The sequence below is a fragment of the Streptomyces sp. WAC06614 genome (assembly GCF_003949795.1).
Taxonomy (GTDB): domain Bacteria; phylum Actinomycetota; class Actinomycetes; order Streptomycetales; family Streptomycetaceae; genus Streptomyces.
Map to the genome: position 1 here is coordinate 1 of NZ_RPRY01000076.1, position 26,375 is coordinate 26,375.

Annotated in this window: 25 protein-coding genes and 3 pseudogenes; 11 read left to right on the plus strand and 17 right to left on the minus strand. The window is 69.5% G+C overall.

Annotated elements, in window-relative coordinates:
• From EF918_RS13155 to EF918_RS13175, 5 genes are all read left to right on the plus strand, one after another.
• Positions 1-1,050: collagen binding domain-containing protein (locus EF918_RS13155; protein WP_125645103.1), on the plus strand; the 1,050-nt coding region annotated here is incomplete at its 5' end.
• 253 nt (positions 1,051-1,303) lie between these two features.
• Positions 1,304-1,639: a hypothetical protein gene (locus EF918_RS13160; RefSeq protein WP_125645105.1), complete on the plus strand. Its 336-nt coding sequence runs from the start codon at positions 1,304-1,306 to the stop codon at positions 1,637-1,639.
• Positions 1,636-2,082, plus strand: a complete 447-nt coding sequence (locus tag EF918_RS13165; RefSeq protein WP_125645107.1) for a MerR family transcriptional regulator — start codon at positions 1,636-1,638, stop codon at positions 2,080-2,082. The genes EF918_RS13160 and EF918_RS13165 overlap by 4 nt, the downstream gene beginning before the upstream one ends.
• A 393-nt stretch (positions 2,083-2,475) precedes the next feature.
• On the plus strand, positions 2,476-2,952 hold the full coding sequence (locus EF918_RS13170) for a DUF6069 family protein (protein ID WP_221889711.1): 477 nt from the start codon (positions 2,476-2,478) through the stop codon (positions 2,950-2,952).
• A gap of 139 nt (positions 2,953-3,091) precedes the next feature.
• Positions 3,092-4,060, plus strand: coding sequence for a bile acid:sodium symporter (locus EF918_RS13175; RefSeq protein ID WP_125645143.1), 969 nt, complete (start codon positions 3,092-3,094; stop codon positions 4,058-4,060).
• A 323-nt stretch (positions 4,061-4,383) separates the two neighbouring features.
• Here the strand turns inward: EF918_RS13175 and EF918_RS13185 are convergent, their stop codons facing one another.
• Together EF918_RS13185 and EF918_RS13190 are read right to left on the minus strand one after the other, a co-directional pair.
• Complete coding sequence (locus EF918_RS13185; protein WP_185921734.1) at positions 4,384-6,315, minus strand: UvrD-helicase domain-containing protein; 1,932 nt, start codon at positions 6,313-6,315, stop codon at positions 4,384-4,386.
• Positions 6,312-8,279, minus strand: coding sequence for an ATP-dependent endonuclease (locus EF918_RS13190; RefSeq protein ID WP_125645111.1), 1,968 nt, complete (start codon positions 8,277-8,279; stop codon positions 6,312-6,314). Before EF918_RS13190 ends, EF918_RS13185 begins: the two co-directional genes overlap by 4 nt.
• A 26-nt stretch (positions 8,280-8,305) precedes the next feature.
• On the opposite strand from EF918_RS13190, the pseudogene EF918_RS36935 reads away from it, so the two are divergent.
• A pseudogene (locus EF918_RS36935) lies at positions 8,306-8,596 on the plus strand (prealbumin-like fold domain-containing protein); the annotation flags it as partial.
• A 290-nt stretch (positions 8,597-8,886) separates the two neighbouring features.
• Here the strand turns inward: EF918_RS36935 and EF918_RS13200 are convergent.
• The 3 genes and pseudogenes from EF918_RS13200 to EF918_RS13210 form a co-directional block, all read right to left on the minus strand.
• Positions 8,887-9,180, minus strand: a pseudogene (locus tag EF918_RS13200) (transposase); the annotation flags it as partial.
• A 200-nt stretch (positions 9,181-9,380) separates the two neighbouring features.
• Positions 9,381-10,211: a sugar nucleotide-binding protein gene (locus tag EF918_RS13205; protein ID WP_125645113.1), complete on the minus strand. Its 831-nt coding sequence runs from the start codon at positions 10,209-10,211 to the stop codon at positions 9,381-9,383.
• A 9-nt stretch (positions 10,212-10,220) separates the two neighbouring features.
• On the minus strand, positions 10,221-11,045 hold the full coding sequence (locus EF918_RS13210) for a bifunctional 2-polyprenyl-6-hydroxyphenol methylase/3-demethylubiquinol 3-O-methyltransferase UbiG (RefSeq protein ID WP_125645115.1): 825 nt from the start codon (positions 11,043-11,045) through the stop codon (positions 10,221-10,223).
• A gap of 453 nt (positions 11,046-11,498) precedes the next feature.
• On the opposite strand from EF918_RS13210, the gene EF918_RS13215 reads away from it, so the two are divergent.
• The 3 genes from EF918_RS13215 (at position 11,499) to EF918_RS13225 (ending at position 13,105) form a co-directional block, all read left to right on the plus strand.
• Complete coding sequence (locus EF918_RS13215; protein WP_125645117.1) at positions 11,499-11,858, plus strand: DUF317 domain-containing protein; 360 nt, start codon at positions 11,499-11,501, stop codon at positions 11,856-11,858.
• 155 nt (positions 11,859-12,013) lie between these two features.
• Positions 12,014-12,310 (plus strand): hypothetical protein, encoded by a 297-nt coding sequence (locus EF918_RS13220; RefSeq protein ID WP_125645145.1) that lies wholly within the window; start codon positions 12,014-12,016, stop codon positions 12,308-12,310.
• A 234-nt stretch (positions 12,311-12,544) separates the two neighbouring features.
• On the plus strand, positions 12,545-13,105 hold the full coding sequence (locus EF918_RS13225; protein WP_312847830.1) for a DUF317 domain-containing protein: 561 nt from the start codon (positions 12,545-12,547) through the stop codon (positions 13,103-13,105).
• Positions 13,106-13,273: 168 nt separating this feature from the next.
• Here EF918_RS13225 and EF918_RS13230 read toward each other — a convergent pair whose 3' ends face one another.
• The 9 genes from EF918_RS13230 to EF918_RS38135 all read right to left on the minus strand — a co-directional run bounded on the left by EF918_RS13230 (position 13,274) and on the right by EF918_RS38135 (position 20,862).
• Positions 13,274-13,807: a hypothetical protein gene (locus EF918_RS13230; RefSeq protein ID WP_125645121.1), complete on the minus strand. Its 534-nt coding sequence runs from the start codon at positions 13,805-13,807 to the stop codon at positions 13,274-13,276.
• A 241-nt stretch (positions 13,808-14,048) separates the two neighbouring features.
• Positions 14,049-14,480, minus strand: a complete 432-nt coding sequence (locus EF918_RS13235; protein ID WP_260610142.1) for a hypothetical protein — start codon at positions 14,478-14,480, stop codon at positions 14,049-14,051.
• 102 nt (positions 14,481-14,582) lie between these two features.
• Entirely contained in the window at positions 14,583-16,295 is a 1,713-nt protein-coding gene (locus EF918_RS13240; protein ID WP_125645123.1) for a mobilization protein, read from the minus strand.
• A gap of 15 nt (positions 16,296-16,310) precedes the next feature.
• The gene (locus EF918_RS13245) at positions 16,311-16,838 is read right to left on the minus strand and encodes a MobC family plasmid mobilization relaxosome protein (RefSeq protein ID WP_260610144.1); all 528 of its coding nucleotides are present in this window, start codon (positions 16,836-16,838) and stop codon (positions 16,311-16,313) included.
• A 244-nt stretch (positions 16,839-17,082) separates the two neighbouring features.
• On the minus strand, positions 17,083-17,274 hold the full coding sequence (locus EF918_RS13250) for a hypothetical protein (protein WP_125645127.1): 192 nt from the start codon (positions 17,272-17,274) through the stop codon (positions 17,083-17,085).
• Positions 17,274-18,128, minus strand: coding sequence for a DUF2637 domain-containing protein (locus EF918_RS13255; protein ID WP_125645129.1), 855 nt, complete (start codon positions 18,126-18,128; stop codon positions 17,274-17,276). The genes EF918_RS13250 and EF918_RS13255 overlap by 1 nt, the downstream gene beginning before the upstream one ends.
• Before the next feature lie 82 nt (positions 18,129-18,210).
• Positions 18,211-18,858, minus strand: coding sequence for a WhiB family transcriptional regulator (locus EF918_RS13260; RefSeq protein WP_125645131.1), 648 nt, complete (start codon positions 18,856-18,858; stop codon positions 18,211-18,213).
• A 112-nt stretch (positions 18,859-18,970) separates the two neighbouring features.
• Positions 18,971-19,726, minus strand: coding sequence for an ATP-binding protein (locus EF918_RS13265; RefSeq protein ID WP_312847829.1), 756 nt, complete (start codon positions 19,724-19,726; stop codon positions 18,971-18,973).
• Positions 19,723-20,862, minus strand: a complete 1,140-nt coding sequence (locus EF918_RS38135; RefSeq protein WP_260610145.1) for a hypothetical protein — start codon at positions 20,860-20,862, stop codon at positions 19,723-19,725. Before EF918_RS38135 ends, EF918_RS13265 begins: the two co-directional genes overlap by 4 nt.
• Before the next feature lie 1,038 nt (positions 20,863-21,900).
• Between EF918_RS38135 and EF918_RS13275 the strand changes: the two genes are divergently transcribed.
• A complete protein-coding gene (locus EF918_RS13275) occupies positions 21,901-23,247 on the plus strand; it encodes a helix-turn-helix transcriptional regulator (protein WP_125645133.1) in 1,347 nt (448 codons plus the stop codon).
• Between the two features lie 182 nt (positions 23,248-23,429).
• Positions 23,430-23,855 (plus strand): thioesterase family protein, encoded by a 426-nt coding sequence (locus EF918_RS13280; RefSeq protein ID WP_185921735.1) that lies wholly within the window; start codon positions 23,430-23,432, stop codon positions 23,853-23,855.
• A gap of 112 nt (positions 23,856-23,967) precedes the next feature.
• On the opposite strand, the gene EF918_RS13285 is transcribed toward EF918_RS13280, so the two are convergent.
• The 3 genes and pseudogenes from EF918_RS13285 to EF918_RS13295 form a co-directional block, all read right to left on the minus strand.
• On the minus strand, positions 23,968-25,152 hold the full coding sequence (locus EF918_RS13285) for a cysteine desulfurase family protein (RefSeq protein WP_125645137.1): 1,185 nt from the start codon (positions 25,150-25,152) through the stop codon (positions 23,968-23,970).
• Positions 25,149-26,093 (minus strand): hypothetical protein, encoded by a 945-nt coding sequence (locus tag EF918_RS13290; RefSeq protein ID WP_125645139.1) that lies wholly within the window; start codon positions 26,091-26,093, stop codon positions 25,149-25,151. Before EF918_RS13290 ends, EF918_RS13285 begins: the two co-directional genes overlap by 4 nt.
• Positions 26,094-26,114: 21 nt before the next feature.
• Positions 26,115-26,375 (minus strand): annotated as a pseudogene (locus EF918_RS13295) (hypothetical protein); the annotation flags it as partial.

Sequence of the window (26,375 nt, forward strand, 5' to 3'; positions counted from 1 at the left end):
ATGAAGCACCGCCCCCTCCTGTTCACCGCGCTTGCCCTGACCGTCGCCGTCCTGACCGGCCCGGTCACCACGGCCACCGCCGCCCCCTCCCCGTCCGCCGAAGCCCCGAAGGAGCGGGCCGACCTTGCGTCGGCGGACAAGGCCGGACTGCGTATCGTCACGACGGACCCCGAAGGCCAGCCCGCTCCCGGAGCCGCCTTCCAGTTGCTCGACTCCGCGGGCAAGACGCTCGCCGAGGGTAAGACCGGCGCCGACGGCATCCTGGCCTTTTCCGACCTCGCCCCCGGCGTTGTACGCCTCAAGGAGACCTTCTCCGGCAGCCCGCTGCTGGGCACCGTCCCCGACCAGGACGTCGTCGTCGCCCCCGGCGAGCCCAAGGTCCTGGCGATCACCGACCCGTACAAGTCCGCCGGCCTCACCCTCAAGGTCACCGACAAGGCCACCGGCAAGGGCCTGCCCGGAGCCATCGTCAACATCGCCCCGAAGGAAGCCAAGGATGACAAGGGTGCCTTCACCCTCACCACCGGCCCGGACGGCACCGCCAAGGCCCTCCTCCCCGTCGGCAAGAAGACCGGCAGTCTCTACACCGCCACCGAGACCAAGGCCCCGGACGGCTACCGCCTGGAGACCACGCCGGTGGAGATCACGGCCAAGCCTGGCACCGAGACCACCGCGGCCCTGACCAATACGGCCATGGCCAAGCCCACCGAGGAACCGACCGGGAAGCCGACGGCCAAGCCCACCGGCGACCCCACGGCCCAGCCCACGTCGACCACTTCGTCCTCGACCAGTACCGGGGAGCCCACCGGTACGCCGTCCTCCTCCAGCAGCCCGGACATCGGCACCGCGACCTCGACCCCCACAGCAACCGGTGTCAAGCCCGAAGGTGCCCTCGCCCACACCGGTGCTGACAGCGTCAACGGGTGGCTACTGGCAATCGGCGGCCTTCTCCTCGCCGCCGGGGGCGGCGTCGTCTATGCCGCACGCCGCCGTAAGAACGACGAGAGCGAGACCGGCACCGGTCAGCACCGGCGCACCGACGACAACTGACCGCACCACCACTGGCCCCGGGAACCAGCCAGGACGCTGTTGGCCAATCCGGAGTGGCTTTGTCCACGAGCAGCTGGCACTTCCGCGAAGGGACGGCTGCGAGCGTGGCAGGGTAGGGACTGCGGCTGCACGCTCCGTCCATCGCAGCGGCTTCTTCTGTCCCCACCTCGGCGGGGGCTTGCATCCTGTACCTAGGTACAGGTTTACCGTCGGAGGTGTCCCCACCAGGGACGTGACGACGGGAGTGAGCACGATGAGTGATCTGGCGTGGGTGCCGCAGTCCTGCACGCTGCCCACCGAGGAGCAGCCGCTGCGGGTTGCGGAGTGGGACGGGCTGTTCGCCGAGCGGCTGGTCGCGGTGTCGCGTCCCGGACCGGTGAAGCTGCGCCTGGACCTGGCCGGCGGGCCCGGTGTCGAGGAGCGGGTGCGGGGCCTGGTGGAGCGGGAGGGCGGCTGCTGCTCGTTCTTCGCCTTCACCGTCACCCTGGGCGAGGACGACCGGGTCGGCCTGGACATCGGGGTGGACCAAGAGCACGCCGCGGTCCTGGACGCCTTGGCCGCCCGGACGGCGGCCGGGGGCCCGCGGTGAGCGCGGGGCTGCGCAGCGGGCAGGTCGCCGAGGCGGCCGGGGTGAACATCCAGACCCTGCGCTACTACGAGCGCCGCGGGCTGCTGGCCGAGCCGGAGCGCAGCAACGGCGGCCACCGCCTGTACGGCGAAGACGCGGTGACCGCGCTGCGGGTGATCAAGGCGGCCCAGCGGCTGGGGTTCACGCTGGAGGAGGTCGCCGAGCTGCTGGAGGCGGGCCGTCACCGGCACGGCCGCCCCGTGGCCGGGCTCCAGGAGCGGGCCGCGGCGAAGCTCACCGAGGTCGACGCCAAGATTGCCGACCTCACCACCATCCGCAGCGCGCTGTCCGCGGCCGTAGAGGCCGGCTGCGACGACCTGACCGTCTGCGCCGGAAGTTCCTGCTGTCCCATCCCCTTCACCGATCTCGCCGAGGAGAACCGTCATGCCGGACCCTGCTGCTGACCCGCGCCCCCAGCGAGCGCCGAAGGCCTTGGGCGGCCTGGCCGCTCTGGCCTGCGTGGCGTGCTGCGCCCTGCCCGTCCTGATCACGGCCGGGGTAGTCGGTGCCGGCGCCGGGGCCGTGGTGGGCTGGCTGCCCGCCGTCGCCGTCGTCCTGGCCGTCCTTGCAGCCGGGGCCTGGTGGTACGGCCAGCGCCGCAGCTCCCGGTCCTGCTCTTGCGGGCCGAAGGCCGCTGGCGGGGACGGGTGCGGCTGTCACAGGCCGGCGGAGCCGCTGGTTGTCGGCGGCCCGGACGCGCGGTAGAGCCCTGGGGCGGTCGCGGCCCGTTCCCGCTGTCCCCAGGCAGTGAGTGCCCTGTTCATGTCGGCATCGTTTGTGCAGATCGGAGATCCCACATGCCTGGGGACGTACATGCTGGGGGCAGTTCCCTCGGCCGGATCGCGGACCGGCCTCCGGCCGCGGTCACCGCGGGGGCGGTAGCCGCCGCTCTGGGGGTCAATCTCGCCCTGTGGCTGGTGGGCCTGGCCTTCGGCGGGTCCTTCCAATACGTCGAGGCCGACGGGTCGCTGCACACCACCACCGCGCCGCAGGGCGTGATCACCATGACGGTGCTGCCCTTGAGTGGCGGCCTGGCGCTATCCGTACTGCTGGCGGCGGCCGGGCGACGGCGGTTCGTCCTGCGCTCGGCTCAGGTCGTGGGGGTGGGTGCCGCGCTCGCCACGACGGTGCAGACGTTCACCGCCGGTTTCGATGTGCCCAGCACGATCGCGCTCAGCGTCATGCACATCGTCGTTGCCGCGGTCGTCCTCCTCGCCCTGGAGGCACTGGCCCGCCCGCAGCGGGCCGAGCGGGCAGGTCCGGCCCGGGGGTAAGAAACCTCGCCGGAGTGCCTGTGCCCTGTGGCCTGGGACGATGGTCTCCGAAGCGGGCCGTGGGGCCCGGGGTACAGCAGAGCGCAAGGGAGTCGGCAAGGTGGTGGCGGAGCAGGGACCGCGAGGTCTGGTCGAGCGGATGGAACACCACCAGGTCGCCGTTTACCTCGGCGCACTCGCGGCCGGCGCCCTGGTCGGCTGGGCCGCCCCCGGCGCCGGGCCGGGCCTGGAGCACGCCATCAACCCGGTGCTCGCCGTCCTGCTCTACGTCACCTTCCTGCAGGTGCCCGCGGTCGACTTGCTCCGCTCGCTGCGGGCGGGCCGGTTCCTGACCGCCGCGCTGGTGGTCAACTTCGTGGTGGTGCCGCTGGTCGTGGCGGGCATGTTCCCGTTCCTGCCGGCCGACCAGGCCGTCCGGCTGGGGGTGCTGCTGGTCCTGCTGGCCCCGTGCGTCGACTACGTCATCGTCTTCTCGGGCCTCGCCGGCGGGAGTAGCCAGCGCCTCCTGGCCGCGACACCGCTGCTCCTGCTGGCCCAGATGATCCTGCTGCCCCTCTTCCTGTTCCTGTTCATGGGCTCCGGCCTGGCCGACGTCGTGGAAGCCGGGCCGTTCCTCGAGGCGTTCGTGATCCTGATCGTCGTCCCGCTCGCCCTGGCCTGGCTCACCCAAGGCTGGGCCGGCCGCCGCCCCGCCGGGCAAAAGTTCGCCGACGTGATGGGCACGACCATGGTCCCGCTGATGGCTGCGACCCTGCTGACCGTGGTGGCCTCGCAGGTTCCCAAGCTCGGCGACAGCCTCTCCGACGTGGCCAAGGTCGTGCCCTTCTACGTCCTGTTCCTCGCAGTGATGGCCTTCGCCGGGCTCGCTGTCGCCCGCGTCTTTCGCCTCGACGCCCCCGACGGGCGGGCCGTCGTGTTCACCGGCGCGACCCGCAACTCCCTCGTCGTGCTTCCCCTAGCCCTGGCCCTTCCCGACTCGCTGGCCGTCGCCGCGGTCGTCGTGGTCACCCAGACCCTCGTCGAGGTGATCGGCATGGTCGCTTACGTCCGGACGATTCCGCGACTGCTGCCGGCCCCTGGTGCCCCCGCCCGGGCTGGCCGGCGGTAGGGCGACCCAGTCCCTCCTGGCGGGTTGCCTCCCGGTTCTCGTCGTACAGGCGCAGTGGTTTCGCGTGACGTCGGCCTTCAAGACCTGGTTGTGGTCTTGAAGGCCGACGTTGTTGTGTGGGGTGGGTGTCGATGTCGATGCAGCCGTATGCGGTGCTCCTCAGCTCGTGCCGAGGAACTCGCGCGCTCCTCGGAGCCTGGTGCTGAGACGCTGTTGCGTGGTGCGGTTACCGAGGCGTACATCGAGGACTGCCAGCTGCCTGCGCATCTCCTACACCGACGAGCTCAACGGCACCCCCAGGCCGACAACGTTGGAAGTTGTCGTTATCCGTGGTCGATCTCGGGCACGCCCGCCTCGGTGAGCATCGTGAAGAGGTCGCTGATGGGGCCGGTCCGGTCCGTCCGGTCTGTGGTGAAGATCAGCCGATGCGCAGCCCGGGACAAGCCTACAAAGAAGGTTGATGTTCCTTCACGTCGGTCGTTTGCGTACGCCCACCACTGCCTCGCGTGGATGCCCAGGAAGAACACCGTGTGGTATTCGAGCCCCTTGCTGCGGTGCGCGGTGAGCAGAACGACGGCGTTAGCCCCCTCGAACTCGTCGAGCACGTCACCCCACTCAGCGGTGCCGTCGCTGGCGGCCTGAAGGCGGGCCTCGAATGCTTCAAGGGCAATATCGAAATCCTCCCCTAGGACTGCTGACTTCAGGTATCGGCGGAGGGCGGCGCTGTCGAGTAGACCGACGACCTGCTTCACAGTGTCGGCGGCCGACGTGGTCGCCGCCGGGTGGTCACGGAGCCAGGTACGTAGCTGGGTGGTCAGGTCGGCCAAGTTCTTGCCAACGCGGTGACGGGCCCTGTCGTCGTCGGTTGCTCCGTGGACGCGTTCCATGGTTGCCGATACATCCCGCCAGACCTTGACGAGGCCCTGGGGTTCGTTGGCCAGCCGAAGCAGACCCAGAAGGAGGCGGGCGGTCTCGCTCTTCAGCAGGTCTTGCAGGGTCATCTTGCCGAGCCGGGCGTCGTCGTTGCGGACTCTTATGCCGTGTGCAGCGAGGCGGGCACGAAACAGCGGCTCGAACTCCTTGATCGTCTGCCGAGCGATGAGCGCGAAGTCAGACGGCATACGGCCCGAGGCGGCGATGTCTCGGGCGATCCAGTCGGCGATGAAGGTCGCCTCCCTGTCGCTCCTGGAGAACGTCCACAAGACAGCAGGCTCGTGCCCGACCTCAGCGGTGGCCATTGAGGTGGCCCGTACGGTAGTCGGTTCCAGTTTGCTCGCGATGACGTGCTGAAGCTCTACGAGGGCGTCGCTAGATCGAAAGTTCCACGTCAGCGCGTAGGAAGTGGCGCCGAAGGCGTCAGTGAAGCGGTGGAGGGCCTCGGGCAGGGCACCGGCCCAGCCCATGATCCGCTGCTTGCTGTCCCCGACCGCAGTAACTGCGGTCTTCTCACCGAACACGGAAGTGAGGAAAGAGAACTGCGCGCTGGTCGTGTCCTGGAACTCGTCGACAAAGACCACCGGGTATGTCATCCGCAGGGCGCGTCTAAGCCTCGGCACCGCGCGGACGAGTAGTTCGGCGAGCCGGTTGAGCATGACGAAGTCGACCTCCGCCGTTCCCGCCCGTAGGTAGCGTGCGTGCCACCACTCGCGTACCGCATAGGTGACGGCATCGACTTCGTCACCCGTCGGCAGGCGCTCGGGTAGGTGCCAGCCACCCACGACGTCGGGAAGGAACCGGCCTGGCTGGAAGCCGAGTTGCCCGGATAGGGCTGCCGGTGCCGAGAACGCGAGGTCGTTGAGGAATTGACCTACCTCGGGCTTGGTCGCCGTGCGGATTTCGTACCCGTCACCCATCTGCCAGTCCGCCGGCAGCGCCGCCGCGAACCGGTCGACCAGACTCTTGGTGAACGCGTCGAACGTCATTGACGCGAACCGGCCAGCGTGTTCCGGAACCCGGGAGGCGACCCTGCGATCGAGGTTGGCCGCGGCATCCTTCTTGAACGAGATGGCGAGGATGCGCTGGGGCCACGGGCAGATACCGGTTTGCAAGAGATAGGCAGCGCGCTGCGCGAGAAACTCGGTCTTGCCGGCACCCGGACCCGCCACGACTGCGACATTTCCGGTGTCCCGCAGAGCTTCCCACGCGGCCGGCTCGAGGTCGGAGATGCCGATTGGCCGCCATTCCCCTGCAGGCACCACGGTGGTGGCTCGCGGCACGGGCCGACCCGTGGGGCCCTGCTGGCCGGGGATGCTCACAGGGAGATCTTCTCCTGGATGTGGCGCACGAGGGCCTTGAGTACCTCGGGCGCGTCTGCCTTCAGCTCCGCTTCGCCCAGGCGACCGAGCGCGCTCATGTGGGAGCTTGGCTTCGACCGGTTCACGAAAAGGTAGCGGTACCAGCTCAGCCACTTGGGACGCTCGGCCTCCCTCCAGAAGTCCTCCCTCGTCCCGTTCTCGCCCATGACCGTGATGGTGGGGTCGCCGGCGCGCGGTCCGCGCTCGCCCGGTTCGAGGTGGGTATAGGCGTCCTCGAATGACCTGAGCATGGCGTAGTCGAGGTCGAGAGGCGTGGCGTAGAAGACGCCGAACGTTCGGAGGTGCACCAAAATCGGGCGAATGGCATCGACTTCAAGGGCGTCGGTGATGTCGTCGATCTTGTCGTAGCCAGCGAGCCCTTCCAAGGGTTTCAACCCGCTGGCGGCAAGGCGTCTACAGGCGTCGCGCAGCCGGGCTGGACCTGCGCCCTCCTTGCCATAGTCGAAGTCCAACAGGGTGGCGTGCGGGATGTCCAGATCGTTCAGCAGCGTCCACATATGGTTGGTGTGGCGGCCGCCGAGTGGCACCATGGCGACGAACGATGGATCCAGCTGGATGCCGTGGGCCTGGGCGATGCGAGGGATCACGAGTTCCTCAGTGTCGCCTTCGCCGAGCACCACGAACTTGGCGAAGTAGAGTTCCGGGTGCGCGCGTACGGCCTCGCGCATGTATTTCCCGGCCTCGCTGGCGTCTTCGGGGAGGGTGATCTCGCGGACCGATGCGGTCGCGGTTGCGGGCTCCGTGCGCAGGTAGCGTACGACTTCGGGGCGGACGCGGGCCATGACGCTGGCGGAGTGGCTGGAGAGCACCGTTTGTGTCACCGTGCTGACGCTCAGCTCCTGCAGTTGGGTGATGATCCGGGACAGGAAGAACGGTGAAAGGCTGTTCTCCGGCTCCTCGACCGCGATCAGGGTCAGGCTCGGGAGGTGCGCGCCGTCCAGTGCGAAGTCATCGGTGTGCCGGCCGTTGTTGATCGCGCCCTCGACGTCCAGGGCGGCTGCTACCAGGGCGAGGTGCAGTATCGATCGCTGCCCGTCACTCAGCGTGCGGGCGGGGCGGGGGCGGCCGTTGTGGTCGGGCTCGAAGACGAGTTCGGAATCGCGAATCAGTTGGTCGAAGTCGCCGTCGAGGAGCCGTAGCTTCGGGTCCGAGTGCACCCCTGCGTCGTGCAGTTGCTGCCATCGCGCGGTCAGGGCTCCCTCGACCGCTTGGACGACGGGCTCGTCGGTGAACTTCTCCGCGACCTCGGCCGCGTTCTTGCTGACGAGTTCACGCAGCCCGCTCGACCACTGTGCGGCTTGCCAGAGCCGACTGCGGAGGAACGACGTCACCTGTCGTACGCCGTCGCGGGAGGCCGGAATGTAGACCATCTGGATTCGGCCACGTTCCAACGGAGTCAGCGGCGCGCAGTCATCATCGCCGTACTCCTCGGCCAGGGTGTTGACGATCACTCGTGTCTCGGAGATGACACCGTCCACCGTGCCGTCATCTACCCATTCAGCCTTCAGCACCACCCGAACCTTTAGGTCGCCGTCCTCCGTGGCAGCCATGCGCCTGAAGAACTCCGGCACCAGTGGTGGCGCATCCTGTGCCTGATGCTTCTCGCCCTCCGCAGTGTCATCGTCGTCATCACCGTCGAGCTCGGGGAAGGCGAGTACGGCTTCGATCGTCAACTCGCGAGTGGGAGGCACGTCGGTCTCGTCGAGGGGCACGTGAAAGTCGTCCACGCGCACGGCCCGTTCCTTCGCGGATATCCCGAACAACCGCAGCAGCCCCTCGCACGCTGCGGTCTTGCCTGAGCCGTTGGCACCGATGAGAGCAGTCATGGCTTGGTCCAGGCGGACAGAAGTGCCCGCCGGGCCGAAACACTTGAAGTTCTTAAGTACGAGCTTCTCGATGAACATCCGTTACTTTCCGGTACATCAAACTCATGTCTGCCGATGTCGCGGATGACGGTATCGGAAGGGTGTGCTCTGCGGAGCCGTACGAACAAATTCGCCCGGCGCCTGGCTTGCGGCGGCAACCGGACCGCATCGAGAGCGAACTCGTGCGGGTTGAGGGAGTGCCATGGTGTGTACCCGACGGAGCCCTCCTCGCGGGCGCCGAGTTCAACCTGCTCGACACCCTCAACGGCACCAAGGCCCTGACCGGCAAGACCAACGCGGACGGAGTCCTTCGCTTCGAAGGCGTCGCACCCAGCGTCTGGCGATTCAAGGAGACCGCGACCGGAAGCCCGATCCACGACCTCGCACCGGACCAGGACGTCGTCGTCACCCCCGGACAGGCCGCAAAGCTCGCCGTCGTCGACCCCTTCAAACCGCCGGCGGACGCTGTTGGCGAATGTGGGCGGCCAAAGCACTGTGCTGCGCTGCGGAGGACCTCCCCCTGCCGTACTTCTGCCAATTCGTACGCGTTCGACCTCACCGAGGAACAGCGAATGCCGACCGCTGTGGGAGGCGGCATCGTTCCCCGGTGGTGCAGGGGTCGGGCGCGCACTCTGGGTGCCTGCGCCTTCAGCTCGAGCCCGAGGACGTACTTAAAGTCGATGCGGGCCCGCACAGACTCGGCGGCCTGCCGGTCAGTGAGCTCCTCCACGAGCTGCAACACCAGCACCAGGGCAAGTCGGCCCGGCGACCATGCCCGTCTTCCTCTGGACGGGAACAGGTCCGCGAACTCCTCATCACAGAACAGCGGTCCTAGCTCATGGCGGACCCGGATCGCCAGGCTCCCCTTCGGGAATGCCGCCCGCGCCACCCGCACCGTGTCCGGCGGAATCTCCCTCAGACCCTCCGGCTTCATCGACATCGACACCCACCCCAAACAACAGCGTCGGCCTTCTAGACCACAACCAGGTCTGGAAGGCCGACGTCATGAGAAGCCCGAATTGGCCAACAGTATCCAGCCAGGTTCCCGGGACCGGCCGCGTTGTGTCCGAGACACGTAGCCACCCTGGCCTGCCCCCGAGAGTGTTGCTGACTCGCCCTGGTCGGCCGGGGCTGCGGTGTTCAGTCTGTTGGGGCGAGGAACTGGTGGGCGCCGCGCAGCGGGGTGCGGAGCTTGGCTTGTGTCGAGCGGCTGTCGAGGCGGACATCGAGGGGCCCGGGAAGGGGGCTGTCGGCCCGCAGACCGGTGGGCAGTCGCGATGCGTCGAGTCCGTCGCGTCGGGCGATGAGGACGCCGAGCTCGTGTCGGCTGACGGCTTGGTTCCCGCCGAGGTGGTGGACTCCGGTCGTGTCCCCTGACGCGAGTTCCAGCAGGGCTGCGGCCAGATCGCGCACGTGGACCGGGCACCGGAAGTCGTCCGTGAAGAGGACGCCTTCGCTGGTACCGGCCGCGAGTTCGTGGACATTCCGCTCGTGTTCGGACTGTCCGCCGCCGATGATCAGGGAGGTGCGTGCGACAACAGTGTCCGGATTAACGAGGAGTACCCCGGTCTCCGCTGCGGCCTTCGCCGCCCCGTACGGGGTGGTGGGGTCGGGCCGGCACTGTTCGTCGTAGCGCGCACGGCACTTGCCGGAGAAGACGGCGTCGCTGGAGACCTGGATCATCCTGCTTGCGGCCCTAGCCCCAGCGATCGCGAGGCGGACAGGACCCTCGGCTGTGACCGCCCAGTCCGCCCCGCCACTGGACGTGTTGATGATGACGCGCGGGCTGAGTTCGAGTACAGCCTCTTCGACGCTCCCAGGGTTCCGTAGGTCGAGGTGGTGCCAGGCGACTTCCGGAGTGCTGCCGGGTCTGGTCGCGTAGGTCGCAGCCGTCGGGCGCCCAGCCGATACGGCTTGCCGGACCAGCTCGGTACCCAGGAATCCGGACCCACCCACGATCAGCAGCGTCATGAGCCGACCCTAGACCGGTCGGGGCTGGGTGACGGCGAGAATGTGGGCAGAGGCGTCAATGAGGGCGGCGTGCGGTTCCGCGATGCGCGCCGCGGCGAGGGCCGCTTCGTACATGTCCGTGTCCATGAGGTTGGCGCCGGTGTACTTTTCGATGGCCTTGACTGCCACCCAGCCGGGTCCTTCGATTCCGTAGAGGGTGGGGTCGGTGAGACCGGCGTCCGTGATCTCCGCGCGCAGTTCGGTGGAGGTCTGGAAGTAGGCGACGGTGAAGCCGCGCTGTCCGGCGTAGCGGCCCTGGGCCAGGGTGTCGCGGACGCCGTCCTGGATCGCGGACTCGGTGATGCCGGTGGTCGCGATGTAGTCAAGGAGGGGTGAATAGCGGGAGATCGCGGCTGCGGCGATGACTCCACCGGGCCGGGCCACACGGGCGGCTTCGGTCAGCGCGGAGATTCGGTCGTGCTGGTCGTGGAGGTGGTAGAGCGGTCCGAGGAGCAGCACGACGTCATACGTGTCAGCGGTGGCGGCGAGGTGGCGGGCGTCGCCCAACTCTGCCGTGACGCCGTCGACGGCGGCTGCCTGGGTGACGTGCTTGGAGACGGGGTCCACGACGTGGACCGTGTATCCGTCCTCGGCGAGCCAGCGGGCGTGGGCTCCAGGACCGCCGCCGACATCGAGCACGCGGGCCGGCGCGGGAGGGATGTGGCGGCGGAGTAACTCGCGGGTGCGCGCGAACTCCAGGGCACCGGTGGCGGTGGCCAGGAGCCGGGCGGCTTCGTTGGACCGGGTGTAGAAGTCGATGATCTCCGGACGCACGGCGGGGACGCTGCTCGTCATCGGAAAGTCCTCCTCGTGGTGGGCTGTTGGTGTCCGGCAGAGTAGGGGAGACGAAGAGGTGATCACCTTGAATTTCGGAGCCCTGCGATGGTCCGGCCCCGTCCGTCGCCGCCATGGCGCCCGGCTCTAAGAGTCAGGCTGCTGCGGTAGCGGGAGCGGCCGGGAGGCTAGGGTGCCGCGCGACTGTACAAGTGGGCTGTGCCGCTCCGCCTTCACCCCGAGGGATGAAGAGGGGCGGCGAAGACATCCGGTTCGCGGCCAGTTGCCCATGAGGTGGCTGTTGGCTGTGACATCCGGTCGCGCCATCCGAGATCCCAGAGCAGGCTGCGATGCTAGTTCGCCGGTGGCAGACAGGAAAGTTCCTGCAAGGGGTGGTGCGGTGGCGCAGCGCATGTCAACCTAGACGACCTTCCGGAGAATTCGGGATTTCCCCAGGTCAGAGAGGTGATGCTGGTGACCGTGGAGCTGTCGAACGCGGGGTTCCGCACCACGATTGAAAAATTGCGACTGCATAGCTGGCTCTTGGGACCCGGCCAGCCGACCGAGGTCATCGACTGCTTCCCCGAGGCGAACGGCGACTTCACCCTCATCGTCGACGACCGGGCCGACACCCACATCTCCTCCGCCGACGGCAGGCTCTATCTCGGCTGGTTCCCCGACGGGCGCCCCGGCGCCGAGGACGAGGGCTGGGTCCTGGCCGTCACCGGCACCGACAACGTGCCCGGCTACCGTGTTGTCTTCGATCCGCAAACCCCGGCACGGCTCGTGGCCGCTGCCATTTCCGAGGTGCTCGCCACAGCTCGACGGCTGTAGTGACCACGTCGCCGCCTGGGACAGCGCCTCCCGTCCTTCGGCGGCTTCCCATCGCGGCCCGTTCCCGGAGGCCGCGCGGTGCACATCCGCATCCACCGCAGCGCTTTCCACCCGTGAGGAGAACCGTGGCACCCCAACCCACGCCCGGCGCCGAGATGACCGTCGCCGACCTGATCAAACACCTGTCCGCGGTTGACCCCTCTGCCCGGGTCCGGCTCGCGATCAACCCGCTCTTCCCGATGGCCCACAAGATGGGCGCCGTGACCGTAGACCCGGACCAGGACGGGCGACCGATCGTCTATCTCGCCGAGGACGCGGAGGCGGTGCAGTACGGATACCTCCCCAGGCCGGTCGCCGAGGCCCTTACCTGGATGCCTCCGGTCGAGCCGCCCGCCCGTGGACGGCGGCTGCGGGCCGTCTCCGACAATGATGCGAGCCGCGAAACCCCCTGACGACAAGGAGCACTTCTGCCCCCGTCCCGTGATTCCTTTCCCTTTCCCGCCTACTGGGTCGCCCCGCGCCATCTCGCCGGTGACGACGGTCTCCTTGCCGATCAGGTCGGCTCCCACCTCGCTGCTGGGGGCTGGACCAGCCTCACCCTCGTCCGGGGCCGGCGTGAGCCTGACGAGTCCGACGATGCCCGGCAGGTTCTTCGCAGCACCGTCCTGTACGTCGCTCCGGATGCACTGAGCTGGGCACAGTGGGTGCTGGCCGACGAGCCCATCCTCCTGGGCGACCAGCCGGTGGCATGGACGGTCTCTGCCCGCGCCACCCCCGACAGCCTTCCCCAGTGGAACGCGTATTTCTCCGCCGGCACCCCGCACGAGGCCGTCACCGACTTCCTGCTCGCCCTGGAGGACCGTCCGGATCCCGCCCACGGCTATGCCGGACCTCAGGCGGTGCTCGATGCGCTGGCGGGCGGTGGTTGGGTCCGCGACATCGATACCCCCACCGCCATGTCCGACCCGCGGCTGGCCGCCAGCATGGCCTTCACGACGTTGCCGGACGAGGGCATTCAGGACGGCGATCCGCTCATCCTCGATGCCGAGGCGGAAGCGGCGGGATGGCAGGCATGGTGCGAACCGAGGATGGGCGCCGGGCTTCTGTGGGCCGCCATGTTCTCCGCGAGCACGCCGCATGATCTCGTTGCGGCCTTCGCTGGCTCCCTGGCCTCGCCTGCACCGGTGCTTCGCCACACCTTGCCGGAGAGCAGCGAAGGCCAGCTCACTGTGCAACCGACTGTCTGATACGCCGACGGCCGGACCCTTTGGGTCCGGCCGTCGGCCTTTTGCATCTCGCTACGGTCATTGATCGATGTGCGACTCCAGCGGACCGTCGCAGTGCCTACCGACGCCCGACGCCCCGCCCGGCCTCAGCACTTGTGCGTGAGTCGGGCGGGGAGACAGACCAAGCGCTCAGCGGGCCGTCGCCTTGGCCAGGGCGGTCTGCCCGTGGACTGTGACTTCCGCCGGGCTGCCGGAGACGACCAGGAGCATGGCCCCGTCGCGAATCACGGTCTGCTGGATGACGGTGCGCCGCCCGCCAGTGGCGACGGTGAGGACCTGCCCCCACTGCTCGTCACCGAGACGGGGCACCGGCACCGCCTGGGTATGGACCTCCGCCACGCTGGTGGCGGTGACCAGCTGGTACGACGGGCAGGCGCTCATCGCGGTCATGTTCCGCTCGACTCCTGCGGAAAGGTCCTTGGGCGGTGCGGAGTACAGCTCCTCGGTCACCTGGGTGCCGCCGGGGCCGGTGAACGCCCGCTTCCCCTGGTTCGGGAACATCGCGTACGGGTTGTCCACGGCGCTGCCCAGCTGCCCCAGTTGGGGGCAGCCTTCGACGGACGCCTCGGACGAAGCCGTGGTTGCGGTGGGGCGGGCGGCGTAGCCGGGGCCGAGATCGTCGGCGGTGAGCAGCCGTGCCGCCAGCTGCTCCGACGGCAGCACTTCGTGGTCAACGCCGACAGGTATGGGCGTCTCCGCCTGCGTCCCGGCGGGCGCGCTGTCGGAGGGTGGGGCGGAACAGCTGGTCAGGGCCCATAGGGCGAGACAGGTGCTGGTGAGGAGGGCGGAATGGCGGAGGCGCAAACGGGTTCCCTGGGTCGGATGCGAGTGGGCTGACCGTGGCCGCCTCCTCCGAGCGGCAGGGCAGGAATACAGGGGGTCCAGGGGGACGTGAGTTGCCGGCTCAGTGGTCGAGGGAGCGCAGGCCCTCCTCGAGCGTGCCGAACTTGCCGTTGCTCGGGCCGCTGTTGCGGTTGTACCAGGCCACGTCCAGGCGGGTCTCCAGGGTCTCGTGGCCTGCGCGGCAGCGCAGCCAGATCCGGCCCTGGGTGCACAGAATGACCCAGTCCCGGTATGCCTGGCACTGCGGGCAGGCGCGGACCTCACCCTCGACGACCAGGGGGCGCCGCCACGGCATGAACCGGCCGGCCAGCTCGTCGTCGGTGTCCATCCGGAAGTCCGGCGGCAGGAAGTCGTCCGCGACCGGGGCGGCCGGGACGGGTTCGGGCGCCGACTGGGCGGGCTCGGGCCACTGCGGCTCCGGGTACGCCAGCCACGGGACGCCCGCCGGCCCCATCTCCCCATGCTCCTGCTTCGCCTTCCTGCGACCGAACACTTGGGCTCCCCTCCCAGAGTTGGCTCCCCGCACACGGCGGCGGGTCATGAAGCGTGCCCCACCGCCCCATCTGCGGCAACTCACGAATTCCTGAATGCCCGGTCACCTCCTGCGGCGCTGCGTGCCCTTCGCGGCCGGGTTCCCGGCCTGCCGCTCGGCGGGGTCCGACGGGACCGAGCCGCCGCCGGGCAGAGGCGTCGCCTGGGCGTCGGCCGGCAGGTCCGCCGCGCGGCGCAGCCGCCACACCAGCACATCGGACACCGACTCGGCGCTCGCCAGCTCCCGGCGGGCAGCCGCATCGGCCAGCAGGACGGTGGCGTCGTACCCGGCCGCCTCGGCATCGGCCAGGGTCGCCGCCAGCGCCGCCCACCCGGCTTCCGCCAGGACCTGCTCCGCCAACGCCGACGGAAGTGCTTCTCGGACCCGTAGGACTTGGCGGCGCAGCACCGGCAAAGCCAGCGACCGGCCCCGTACGGCGAGCACGCCCATCGGCTGCACGGCGGCGGCCCGGTAGGCCGTGCGCAGGTGCTCGGCGGCCTGCTGGGCGGCGGCGGCCTGCTGGGCGTGTGCCTTCTTCCCGTGCCAGTGCGCGGCCACGGTCACCAGGAAGAACACGGCGTCGATCACCATCGCGGTGGTCGCCCCGTCCTCTCCCCGCCCGAGCGCAGGACCGCTGTAGACGAGGTCACGGGCAGCCTGACGAAGGGCCCGGTCGTGCCCGCGTTCGGCCCGCACGTGGGAGCGGGAGGCCCGCTCGAAGGCGAAGGCGGCCTCTCGCAGTTCGCGCCGGGTGTGGGCGGCGGACGTCTTCGCGAGCGCGTCCAGGACCTCACCGGCAGCCGCGATGTACGCCGCGGCCACCGAGTCGTCCGCCCCGTCCATGACCAGCACTGCCTGCCACAGCGCCGTGCTCGCTTGGCGCCGCGCCGATGCGGGACCCGACGGCACCGCCTGCTCGGCGGCCCGGTTGTCGCTCTGGTGGCCGGACCAGCGCTCCCGGATCCGCGGCAGGGACAGGTCCGGGCCCAACTTCGAGCCGGGGTAGAAGACCGGTTCCCCTTGGGCGTTGACGTCTCCGGGCAGCGCGACCGTGTACCCCAGTAGGTCACCGGACGGCGCGACGCGGGTGCGCACCAGAACGCCGGCGGCGCCCAGGCGGTCGAAGAACTCCTTCTCGCTCTCGGAGCCGGCCACGGCCCGACGGACGGTCTCGCGCAGTTCCTCTCGGGCGGTGCGCTCGCGGCCCTGGCGGGCGGCCTTGTGGCGTTCGGCGCTGGTGGGTCGCTTGGCGGCGGTGCCGTCACCGGGGCTGAGGCGGCGCAGCCCGAGCTCCTGCTCCAGGCGACGGGCTTCCTCCTGGACGCGGACGGCGTCGAAGTCGAGGTCAGGCCGGTAGCCGTCCTCACGGGCCAGGGTGGCCAGGATGTGGATGTGGTCGTCGGCATGCCGGACGGCGACCCAGCGGCATCCCTCGCCCTGCTCCGGGTCGTCGATGCCAGCGGCGGCAACCATGCGGCGGGCCACGTCGCCCCACTCCTGGTCGGACAGGATCCGGTCGGTGGGGCCGTTGCGTACGGACAGGTGCCACACGTGCCTCTTCGAGCGCTCGTTCTCGTCGAGCAGGGCCAGGGGCTGGTCGAGGAGCTGCTGCAGCTGCTTGTACGTGGCCTCGGGGTCGCGGCCGGGGTCGGGAGCGGCATGGTCCCAGGACGCCACCAGATGTGGGTCGACGTGTTCTTCGGCCTTGCCGGGCCCGTACAGGTAGCACAGAAGGCCGATGGTGCGCGTCCCGCGCTTGTGGATCTTGGGGACCATGACGGTGGGGTGTTCCTAGCGGTGTTCGAGGAGTCGGTCGGTGGCGGCCTGGACCCGGTCGGTGGCCCGGCGCACGGCGGTCAGCACCGCGTCGAGGTGGGCGTCCGCCGGTCGGTCGCCGGAGTTGATGGCGCGGGTCAGCTGGTTGAGGTTGTTGCCGACGTGGCCGAGGTGGCGTCGGGCGGCGAACATCTCAGAGATCAGCTCACGTTCACCGGCGATGGCGCCGGCGGCATGCTCGGGGTCGCGGGCGGCGGCGAGGGCGCTGCGGGCGAGGAACGCGGGCAGGCTCGTGCGGGCTGCTGCGGCAGCTGTGGCGAGCTGGTGCTTCTCGGTGTCGTTGAGACGGACGCTGCATACGTAGCTGCGCTTGTCGGCGGCGGTCTTCGGTGAGCGCTTACGCGAGGCGTTCTTCGTGGCGCGGCGGTTGCGTCGCGATGCGGGCTTCTCCTCCGGCTGCGATCCGCCCTCGGTCGCTGTCTGGCGGACCGGTGCCCCCTGGCTCCGGTCCGCTCCCGCCACCCCTGGGGCGGGTTTGGCCAAGACGCGCTTCCCCGACGGGGAAGAGCGTCTTGGCCGATAACTTGCTCCTCCTGGGAGCGAGTTGTGATCGGGGTGACTGTCGTCATGACCGGGCGATCCGGCCAGCCCGACGGTCTGGTCTCGCTCCGCTTCCGGCGGGTTCTCGGCTGAGGTCATGTGTGATTCGGCCCCCTTCGGGAGGTCAGATGCGGGAACAGGGCGGCGGCCCGGGCGCTGTCCGGGCCGCCATACGGGCAGGGGTGGCTCACGTGCAGAGGGGGCAGCGCGAAAAATGATCGGCGAGGGCCCTGGCCATGTTCTGCTTCACCGCCAGGGCGTGCCGCGTACTCGACTTCGAGGCGTTGCTGCCCGCGTGAAGCGCGGCGTGGTTACGCAGAAAGGTGATGTCGCGTTCGTATCCGGCCTTCAGGTCGGTGAACCGGTTGCACGTCTTCATCAGCGGGTGGCTCCTTCGGAGGGTGTGGTGGCGGTGGTGGCGGCACGCAGAGAGGTCAGGACAGGACCGATGTGTTCGTTGCCGAGGGGGATCCCGCGGGCGCGCATGATGCTCCGCAGCTGTGTCCTGGTGATCTGCTCGTTGCCCTCGGCCGCCAGGACCGCGGGGACGTCCGGGAGGACCAGCTCGACGACCTCGGCCTCGGACAGGCGGCGCGGTCCTGTCCGGCGGTCCGCCCTTCCGGTGTGCACCCTGGCCCGGACGGTCCCGGGGCGGACCGTGCCCGTCCTGGTCCGATTCGGTCCGGGTTTCGGTCCGGGGCGGGGCGGTCCGGTGGGGGTGTCGGTCCGGTCCGGGTTGGGGTCGGTCCGGGTTTCCGTACGGTCCGGGGGTTCGGCGGTCCCGCTCGGTTCCGGTCCTGTCGGGGTCCGGTCCGGCCGGGCGACTCGCTGCTGGATCTGTCTCATCAGGACTCCGAAGGCCAGCATCGCGCCGGTCGGTGGGACCGCCGCGACCAGGTAGTCCAGGAGCGGAACCGGTCCGGTCGTGGTGCCGTTCACGCCGGCCACGTTCAGAGCGATCGATCCGAGTGACCCGACAGCCGTTAGTCCGACCGCCCACCAGTCCGTCACCCGGCGAAGTCCTGACCGCAGCATCAGCAGTTCGCCGGCGACGATGAACATGTCCAGCGTGGCGGGCCAGGCCCACTGCCGGATCGGCGAGTTGCCCAGGCCATGTCGCCCGGCTACCTCGGCGAGGTGGGCGTAGGAGAGCCAGAATCCGGCGCCGGTCAGGACGATGATCACTGTCCCGGCAGCGATCAGGGCATATCGGTCGGCGGTCTCCTCGGTCAAGGACTTCCTTTCTCCGGGCTCGCTGGGGGATGGGGTGTTCGGCCGTCGGCGATGGGGCCGACGGGCAGTAGCGCCGGGCAGTTCAGGCCGCCTTCTTCAGGGCATTGATCAGTTCGGTCGTCTGGGCCTGGCGTGACACCTGGCAGAACGTTTCCTCGGTCGTGGTCTCGCTGTCGGCCTCTTCGCTCTGCTCCGGGGTGCCGGCGTCCTCGCTATCCACGGCCGGGACCTTCCAGTACCGGTCGCGGTCGGCCACCGCGTGACCGGCCTCGCGTAGGAGGTCGCGGGCATGGTCGAGGTCGATGCGGAGGGCATATGCCAGGCGCGGGGCGCTCCAGCGGCGGAGGTAGGCGGCGCGGGTGACAGCGTCACGCTCAGACGCGGTGAGGTGGACGTCCCGGCCCATGAGCGCGGCCCGGACCCGGGCGTAGTCGAGGCGCTTGGCGACCTTGGCGTGCCACGGCCTGCGGTCCGCCTCGGTCAGGCCGCCCCACATGCCCCAGCGGATGTCGTTGTCCAGGGCGTGGGTGAAGCAGTCCTGGCGTACGGGGCAGGCGCCGCAGAGCGTCTTGGCCTCGGCGATGGCGGCGTGGGCGCGCGGTGCGGAGAAGAACAGGCGGTCGGCGTCGTCTGGGGCGAGGTCATGGCACTTCCCGCGGGCGTGCCACGAGATGTCGGCGATGCCGCGCAGTTCTGGGACGGGCTGGGTGTTGGTGGTGATGTGGCGCATGGGGAGGGTCTCCAGGGCATGCCGGGCTACGGCGAGCGGGTGCGACACGCGGCAGCGGGTGCCGGCGGACCGGCTCGCGGACCGGGCGGTGGAAGAAGGTGGGCGCGGCGGGTCAGGCGGCGCGGAAGCGGCGGTCGGGTCCGTCGAGGTGGACCGGGGTGCACATGCCGGACAGGCGGCTCAGCACGCGGTCGCCGACCTTGTCCCGCAGCACCGGCTGGCTGGAGGCCATCCCGGGCATGTGGACCGGCGGCAGGTTCGAGGTGATGATCGTCGGCAGGTGGTTCTGCGCACGCCAGTTCAGCAGGCGGAAGGTGATCTCCTCGGTCCACTCGCTGGTCTTGGCAGCGCTGAGGTCGTCCAGGAGCAGCAGCGGGATCCGCACGATCCGGCGCAGCAGGTACTCCGGATCCAGGCCCCCGCGCGCACGCATCTCCCCGTACAGGTCGGCGGCGGTCGTGGCCTGCCACTGCACCCCGCACCCGGCGGAGGTCAGAGCGCGGATGGCGGCGTACGCCTGGTGCGTCTTGCCGGCGCCGGTCGAGCCCCACAGCAGCAGGCTGCGACCGTGGGTGATCTCCCGCTGGCCGGGCTTGCCCCAGTGCGGGAGCAGCGGGCTTGCCGCAGCACCGACGGCGCTGGCGGCGATGGTGCGGACCCACTCGGCTACGGCGGGGTGCTCGACCTGGGCCTCACGGTAGTCGCGCGGGATGCGCAGCTGAGCGGCCTCCAGGGCGGGGATCGCTTTAGGGGTGTCTGCGACGGGGGCGTTGGGGTCGATGCCGCGCTCGGCGAGCTTGCGCCGCATCCAGGCCATCGCGGCGTTGTCTGCGGTGGTCTGGGGGTCGGCGAGCCTGGTGCGGTTCACAGGGCGACTCCGAAGGTGCCGGTCGGCTCGGTGGGGTTGAGGTACGGCGTGTAGGCGGGGGAGGCGCTGGCCCAGAGCCCCGCGCCGGAGGCGGAGGACGGACTCGAGGCCGACGACTGGGCAGGCCCGGCGTTGAGGCACTCGTTGACCAGGCTCGGCAAGACGCTGGGGTTCAGCCCCTTGGCGCGCAGCCGCTCCAGCGCCGGCCTCAGGACGCCGGGGCCGTAGCCCTCGTCCAGCAGCGAGCGGATTTCCTTGCCCAGGTGCCCGAGCACCTTCTTCGGCGGACGTCCTCCGGGGCAGCCGCGCAGGTACTCGGCCATCAAGACCTTCGCCGACCACTCGCTCGCCTCGGCCGCCTCCAGGGCGTCCTCCGAGGAGGAGCCGAGCGTGGGCGCCTCGCGCCCCCTACAGGAAGATCCAGGATCCAAGATCCTAGATCCAGACCGTGACCCCTCAGTGAATGTGGCGCCCGTCACGCCGCCTATCTGGGTTGGGTCGCTCTGACCTGCGGATTCTCGGGCAGGGCTCGCGACGGACGGGTGTGAAGGCGATGAGGCCGCGGTCCCACCTTCCTGGGTGGGAGTGGCGCGCGTCACGGTGGGCGTGGATGCGGCCGAATCGGACGGAACGGTTCGGATGAGCCCTCCGTGAGCGGTCGCGGAGTCACCTCCGTCGACGGCGCTGGCGGGCGCCTCGTGGGCCTCGGAGGGCGACTGCCGGGGGCTGGCCTCCGCATGGGCCTGGGCGCGGCACTGGGGGCGGTCGCACTCGCCGCAAGCCTTCGCCGTTTGGTGGGTCGGGCAGCGAGGCAGTCGCGACTCCGAAGCGCGGTTGATCTTCTGATGCCGGTCCCAGGTCACGATGTGCAGCCAGGACTTGCCGTCGCAGCCGGTGTACCGGCACACCAGGCCGGCTGCGGCCAGCTGCTCCAGGTCGTGGGCGACGTGTGCGGGGGTGTGCTCCGGGCGCAGCGCCCACAGCCGCCCGGCGATGATGGCCGGGTGGTCACGGAACCGACCGGAGTCGTCCGCCTGGGTCAGCAGTCCGAAGAAGGTCAGCACCGCGGTGACGTCGACGCCTGCAAGGTCCTCGGACTCGAAAGCCTCAGGCTTGATGGTGCGAATGCGTGCCATCAGGCTTCACCCCCGCGCCAGAGGTTTGAAAGAGGCGGGTGAGCGGTCTCCGCTGCACAGTCCGCGGCGGCGGTCCGAGGATCCGGCCTTTCGCGCAGGGGCGTGCCCATGCAAAACTCTCCCTGAGTGATGCCGCAGCCGGTGTGCCCCGTAGGAAGGGCCGGCGCGGTGATGATGGGTCTCTCCGGCCGTTGCCTCGGCTGGAGATATGGCTCTTCGCGTTCGGCGCCCGGGAGTTGCCTCTCCCGGGCGCCGACTGCTTTACGGACTAGCTGCTCGGCGCGTCCTGCATACGTTCCTTTCGCCGGTCACCGGGTTGCCTCCCGGCGGGGGACGACGAACATACGTAGAAGCCCGCGCAAGATCCAGACCTGGCTCTACAGACCGTGAAAGGCTGTACGTGCCAAGCATTTTGTGGGCAGGTCGGGGTGCGGAGGTGCGAGTCGCCGTGGGGCAGTGCCGCCCAGGCGTACCCCCGGTGCGCCAAAAAGGATCTTCAAGAAAGCCCCCACGTTCGTGAACCGGCAGGCTGTCGATCCGTACCGGCTGGTCAGGTCTGGATTTAAGCCCGCAGGCAAAGCCTTCGTCAACGGCATCTCAAGGGCGAATCCACGCGCGTAGATAGGTGCGAGGGATCTGTGCAGTCGGCTAGGTGAAGCCGAGTAACGCCAAATGCCTATAGGGGGGTTGAGGGGGGTGGCGTAGTCGCCCCGGGGATGGTCGGCGGCAGCTTGAATGATCATTCGACCCCTTGCGACAAAAACCGGCAAGGATTTGCCGCTTTCCTGATCATGGGGAACTGCGGGTGAGGGAATGTCTGGATTCGTCATGGAAGGCGGCTGAGCGTTGATGGAAGTGGTTGCACGTTTAATCAATGCTCCTGTGGTCGAGGCCACAAATTACGGAAAGCGGTCAACGTCGTCGTATCGTCTTCGTGGGAGACATCCGGCCGGGGGGCCAGCATTCGAGCTGCCCCTCTTTTTTCATGCCCGCGACCGGATGTCGCCCAGGAGACTGCGGAGACAAAGGAAGAGCCTCATGGTTGCTCAGGGGGTAGCCCCCTTCGGCGATGACCACGCCGAGAACAAGGGCGCACACGGCGGCGAAATCGCCGGCCAGTTCATGGGGTTCGGCGGCTGGCTGAAGCGATGGCGCCAGGCGGCGGGGGTCACCCAGGCCCCGGTGGCCAAGGCCCTCGGCATGGGAGTCCGGACCTACCGCAACGTGGAGAAGGGGGCCGTTCCGCCCCGGTTCACCAAGCCCCAGTGCGAGGCGCTCGCGGACCTTCTCGGACTCGACAAGAGCGAGCGCCACGCGCTGCTCCTCTACAACATCGGCACCACGCTCGACGGTGACCCGCAGATCGACGCCAGTCCGGAGCTGCGCCGGGCACTTCGCCTGCTGATCGACAGGCAGATGCCCTCGCCTGCGTACCTCACCGACCGCAACTGGAACATCCTTGCTTACAACGCGGCGATGGCCGAGTGGTGGCCTTGGGTCATGGACCCGCGTGCCAACCTCATGCGCTGGGCGCTTACGAACCCTGAAGCCCGTACTCAGTACCACGACTGGGAAATGCACGCCGCGGCCTACGTCCGCTTGCTGAAATTCGCCCAGGCCACCCACAAGGACAACACCGAGCTCGTCGACCTGATCGCCGAGGTTCGCCAGAACTCGGACGTCGAGCGGATCTGGCGGACCGAAGCCGACCTCGAGGCGGACAGGGACGGCCACGTCTTCCGAATGATCATCCCCGCGCTGGGTTGGGAGACCGTCGAGGTCGTCTCCCACGTCTTGTACCCGGCGTCGATGCCGCACTGCCGGTTCGTGGTGATCACCTGGGTTGAGGCCGAGTCCTCCGATGATGAGACCGATGCCTTGGGCGGCAAGCGCAACGCCTGGGCCCATGCTGAGCCCGCCGCAGCCACTCCGCAGCCCTCTGCCCAGGCCGAAGCCGATGCCGCCCGCCGACGAGCGGCCCGCGCGCTCACCGCTCGCCTGGTCGTCGAAAGTGCTGAGGAAGCTGCGGCGCTCGCCGGCCACGACGGCGTCCCGCTACCAGCGCTCAGCGCGCTGGCAGGGCCGGAGTGCCGACTCACCCTGTCGCCTGAGAACCACTCCGTGGTGTGGGCCATCCAGGAAGTTCCTGGGGAGTGGGGCATCACGCAGCTGGGGGCCGGAGCTGTCGTCGACCGCATCCACCATCCCATCGTCGATCCCCAGGCCCGAGCGGAGCTGAAACTGCTCCTGCGTGCCTCACTGCCGGACTCCGACCGGGCCGCCATCAGCCGGCTCCAAGGGCACCTGCCTCAGGTCGACCTCCGGGCGGTCCTCCTTCGGGAGATCTTCAACGACCTCCAAGAGGGCGAGGACCCACCCCGCTAGCTGGTGTGGCTGGCCTGCGAGCCACGGAAAGTGACCTACCGTCACGACTGCAGCTTCCTTTGTCCAGGGAGGCGTGGCCGTCCGGACCTCGAAGAGCATCCGGACGGCCGACTCCCCATCCGCCCTGGGATCCGCCGGGTGCCAAAAAGGCACGGCAGGTCTCACTGCCCACAGGAGTCACTGTGTCCCGGCACATCTATGACTGCCCCGTTCGCTGGTCGGACCTCGACGCGAACGGACACCTCAACAGCTCCCGCTACGGCGTTCTGTTGGAAGAGACCCGCATGCGGATGTTCAGCATGCTCGTCCCCAGCGACCCCGCCGAGCGACTGGCCCGCAACTTTCTCCTGCGCGAGCAGACCATCCGGTATCGGCACCCGCTGGAGACCTGGGAGACCCCAGTCCGCATCGAAGCCTGGGTGACCGACGTCAAGCGCGTCTCCCTCACCTTCCACTTCGAGGTCAAGGACGACGAGCACGTCTACGCCACCGCGACCTCCGTCGTGGCTGGCTATGACTCCATTCGGGGCGGCATCCGCCGCTTCGAGCAGGACGAGCTCGACCTCTTCAACAGCTACGCCGACAGCACGCAGGACGCCGGCAACTGATCCACTTCAGGCTGGCCCACGGCTCGTTACCCGCCTTGTCGGGGGCCCGCAGGTCAGCTTGCCCCCAACGGTCCAGGAGGGAGTGATGGCGACGCCAGCCTGGAGGCGGTGGCTAGAGATGCTGGTCCGTTCCACCGACCGACGTACAGGCCATCAGCGGGTGCGCGGCGGCGCCGCCGACGATCGTCTTGAGAGCCAGGTCGATCTCGGAGCCCGTGGTTGCGCGGCCTAGGCCGAGGCGGAGGGTCCGGCGAGCTGCGGCCCGGGACAGGCCGATCGCGGTGAGGACGTGGGACGGTTCGGCGGATCCGGTGTTGCAGGCGGAGCCCGTAGAAGCCGCGAGGGTCGGCATGTGGTCCAGGAGGTCGGCGGCCTCTACGGTGGGGAGGGTGATGCTCAGGTTGCCCGGCAGCCGGCGCCGAGGGTGGCCGTTGACGGTGACGCCCGGGATCGCGTCGCAGAGCCGCTGTGCGAGGCGGTCGCGCAGCGCCCGGATCTCTCCATTGGAGGTGACCGCGTCGCTGGTGATCAGCGCTGCGGCAGCGCCGAAGCCCACGATGGCGGGAACGTTGAGGGTGCCGGCGCGTAGCCCCCGCTCCTGCCCTCCGCCGGTCTGGAGAGCCGTAAGGCGGGTGCGGCCGCGGACGAAGAGTGCTCCGATGCCCTTCGGCCCGTAGAGCTTGTGGGCGGACAGCGAGACGAAGTCGGCGTCGAGCCCCGAGGTGTCGACGAGGCCGTAGCCGGCGCTTTGCGCGGCATCGGTGTGCATCAGGATCCGGCGGTGGTGGACGACCTCGGCGATGGCTTCGATCCGCTGGATGGTGCCGATCTCGTTGTTGGCGTGCATGACCGACACCATGACGGTGTCCGGCTTGAGCGCGGCGATGACGTCGTCGGGCCGGACGCTGCCGTGGCTGTCCACGTCGACGCGGGTGCAGGTGTAGCCGTGGTGGTCGACGAGGTACTGGCAGGCGGCGAGGACTGCCTTGTGCTCGATGGTGGTGGTGACGACGTGGCCGCCGTGGGGCCGGGTGGCCAGGGCGCCGCCGACGATCGCGAGGTGGTTGGCCTCGGTGGCGCCGGAGGTGAACACGATCTCGACGGGGTTCTTCGCACCGATGAGGTGGGCGACGTGCCGGCGGGCCGTGCTGACCGCCCGGGACGCGGCCTGGCCGTAGGCGTGGGCGCTGCCGGGGTTGCCGAACTGGTCGGTGAGGAAGGGCATCATCGCGTCGAGCACGCGGGGGTCGAGCGGGGTGGTGGCCTGGTGGTCCAGGTAGATCGGCCGGTCGGTCATGCGGCCGCTCCCTTCGCCCGGCGGGTGGGGGCCGCGGCCGCGGCGTACTTGCGCTCGCCGTCGACGAGGTCCCAGTAGACGATGCGCGCGTCGGCGAACACGCTGAACGCGGTGCCCAGGCAGCGCCAGTTGCGGTTGGGCTGGGCGCGAGTCAGGACGAAGGAGTCCTCGAACAGCCTGCCCGCGCGGCGCATCATGGCCGGCTGGGGGCTCTGGGGGCCGAAGAGGTGCAGGAAGCCACGGCCGCGGAGCCAGGCTTCGGCGTTCTCGGCATTGGGTGTTCCGGAGAGCTGGCCGCCGTCGCTGAGGGTCTGGGAGGCGAGGCGCTCAAGGCGGCGCCGTCGGCGGGCGTCTTCGCCGCCGGGGCACCGGTCGCCCGTGATGGTCCACTCGTTCCAGCGGGGGGTGCTGTAGGTGTCCCAGTCGACGTCGTTGAGCTGGGCGGTGACCTGCGGGGGGAGCTCGCCGCGGGTGAGGTCGGCGACGTCGTAGCCGGGGCCGAGTCCTTCGAGGGTGAAGGTGCCCGGCCGGCCCGGGCCCGGGCGGTCCATGCGGACCATGACAGTGAGCTTGTTGGTGAAGCGGTTGGTGGGGCCGGCGAGGATGACCGCGCGCCCGGCGTCCAGGAGCGGTGCGGCCCGCTGGGCGATGTCCGGGACGGGGAAGGTGTTGCCGCCGCGGTAGTACTGCTTGCGTTCGACGCCGCCGTCGGAGCGGATCATCAGGCGGTCGGTGTCGAGTGCGGCCGCGAGGACCCGGGCAGCGGTACGGATCTCGGTGGGGGTCTGGCCGGGGCGTAAGAGGGTGGCGTTGAGGGTGGGCAGGCCGACGCTGTGCAGGACGGCCATGGTGGCCCACTTCGGCCACCGGTGGTCGCGGGCGGCACGGTCGAGTTCCTGGTGTCCGAGGCTGTGGAGCGGGCGGGGCAGGGTGGTGGTCACAGGGTGTCCCCCTCTGCGTCGTCAGGCACCGGTGGCGAGGGCCGCGGTCAGGGTGTCGTACGTGAGCTGCCGGTTGTCGGTGAAGGGGTGGTCGCGCCAGTCGTACTGCTCGGGGATGCCGAGCTGGTCGGCGACCACGCGGCGGACGAACTGGCGCTGGAAGCGCCCGTCGGCCGGCCAGTAGTGGTGTTCGCCCGGGCGGGGCGAGAGGTAGAGGTAGGAGCTCTCCGCGGCGGCCGGGAGGTCGGTGAGGGAGTCCAGCCGCTGGCCCGGGCCGCCGAC

Excerpts from the sequence above, each read along its gene's own strand:
- EF918_RS13160 (WP_125645105.1), top strand. The coding sequence starts at position 1,304 with ATGAGTGATCTGGCGTGGGTGCCGCAGTCCTGCACGCTGCCCACCGAG.
- EF918_RS13170 (WP_221889711.1), top strand. The coding sequence starts at position 2,476 with ATGCCTGGGGACGTACATGCTGGGGGCAGTTCCCTCGGCCGGATCGCG.
- EF918_RS13175 (WP_125645143.1), top strand. The coding sequence starts at position 3,092 with ATGGAACACCACCAGGTCGCCGTTTACCTCGGCGCACTCGCGGCCGGC.
- EF918_RS13190 (WP_125645111.1), bottom strand. The coding sequence starts at position 8,279 with ATGTTCATCGAGAAGCTCGTACTTAAGAACTTCAAGTGTTTCGGCCCG.
- EF918_RS13205 (WP_125645113.1), bottom strand. The coding sequence starts at position 10,211 with ATGACGCTGCTGATCGTGGGTGGGTCCGGATTCCTGGGTACCGAGCTG.
- EF918_RS13210 (WP_125645115.1), bottom strand. The coding sequence starts at position 11,045 with ATGACGAGCAGCGTCCCCGCCGTGCGTCCGGAGATCATCGACTTCTAC.
- EF918_RS13220 (WP_125645145.1), top strand. The coding sequence starts at position 12,014 with ATGACCGTCGCCGACCTGATCAAACACCTGTCCGCGGTTGACCCCTCT.
- EF918_RS13240 (WP_125645123.1), bottom strand. The coding sequence starts at position 16,295 with ATGGTCCCCAAGATCCACAAGCGCGGGACGCGCACCATCGGCCTTCTG.
- EF918_RS13250 (WP_125645127.1), bottom strand. The coding sequence starts at position 17,274 with ATGAAGACGTGCAACCGGTTCACCGACCTGAAGGCCGGATACGAACGC.
- EF918_RS13260 (WP_125645131.1), bottom strand. The coding sequence starts at position 18,858 with ATGCGCCACATCACCACCAACACCCAGCCCGTCCCAGAACTGCGCGGC.
- EF918_RS38135 (WP_260610145.1), bottom strand. The coding sequence starts at position 20,862 with ATGGCACGCATTCGCACCATCAAGCCTGAGGCTTTCGAGTCCGAGGAC.
- EF918_RS13275 (WP_125645133.1), top strand. The coding sequence starts at position 21,901 with ATGGTTGCTCAGGGGGTAGCCCCCTTCGGCGATGACCACGCCGAGAAC.
- EF918_RS13285 (WP_125645137.1), bottom strand. The coding sequence starts at position 25,152 with ATGACCGACCGGCCGATCTACCTGGACCACCAGGCCACCACCCCGCTC.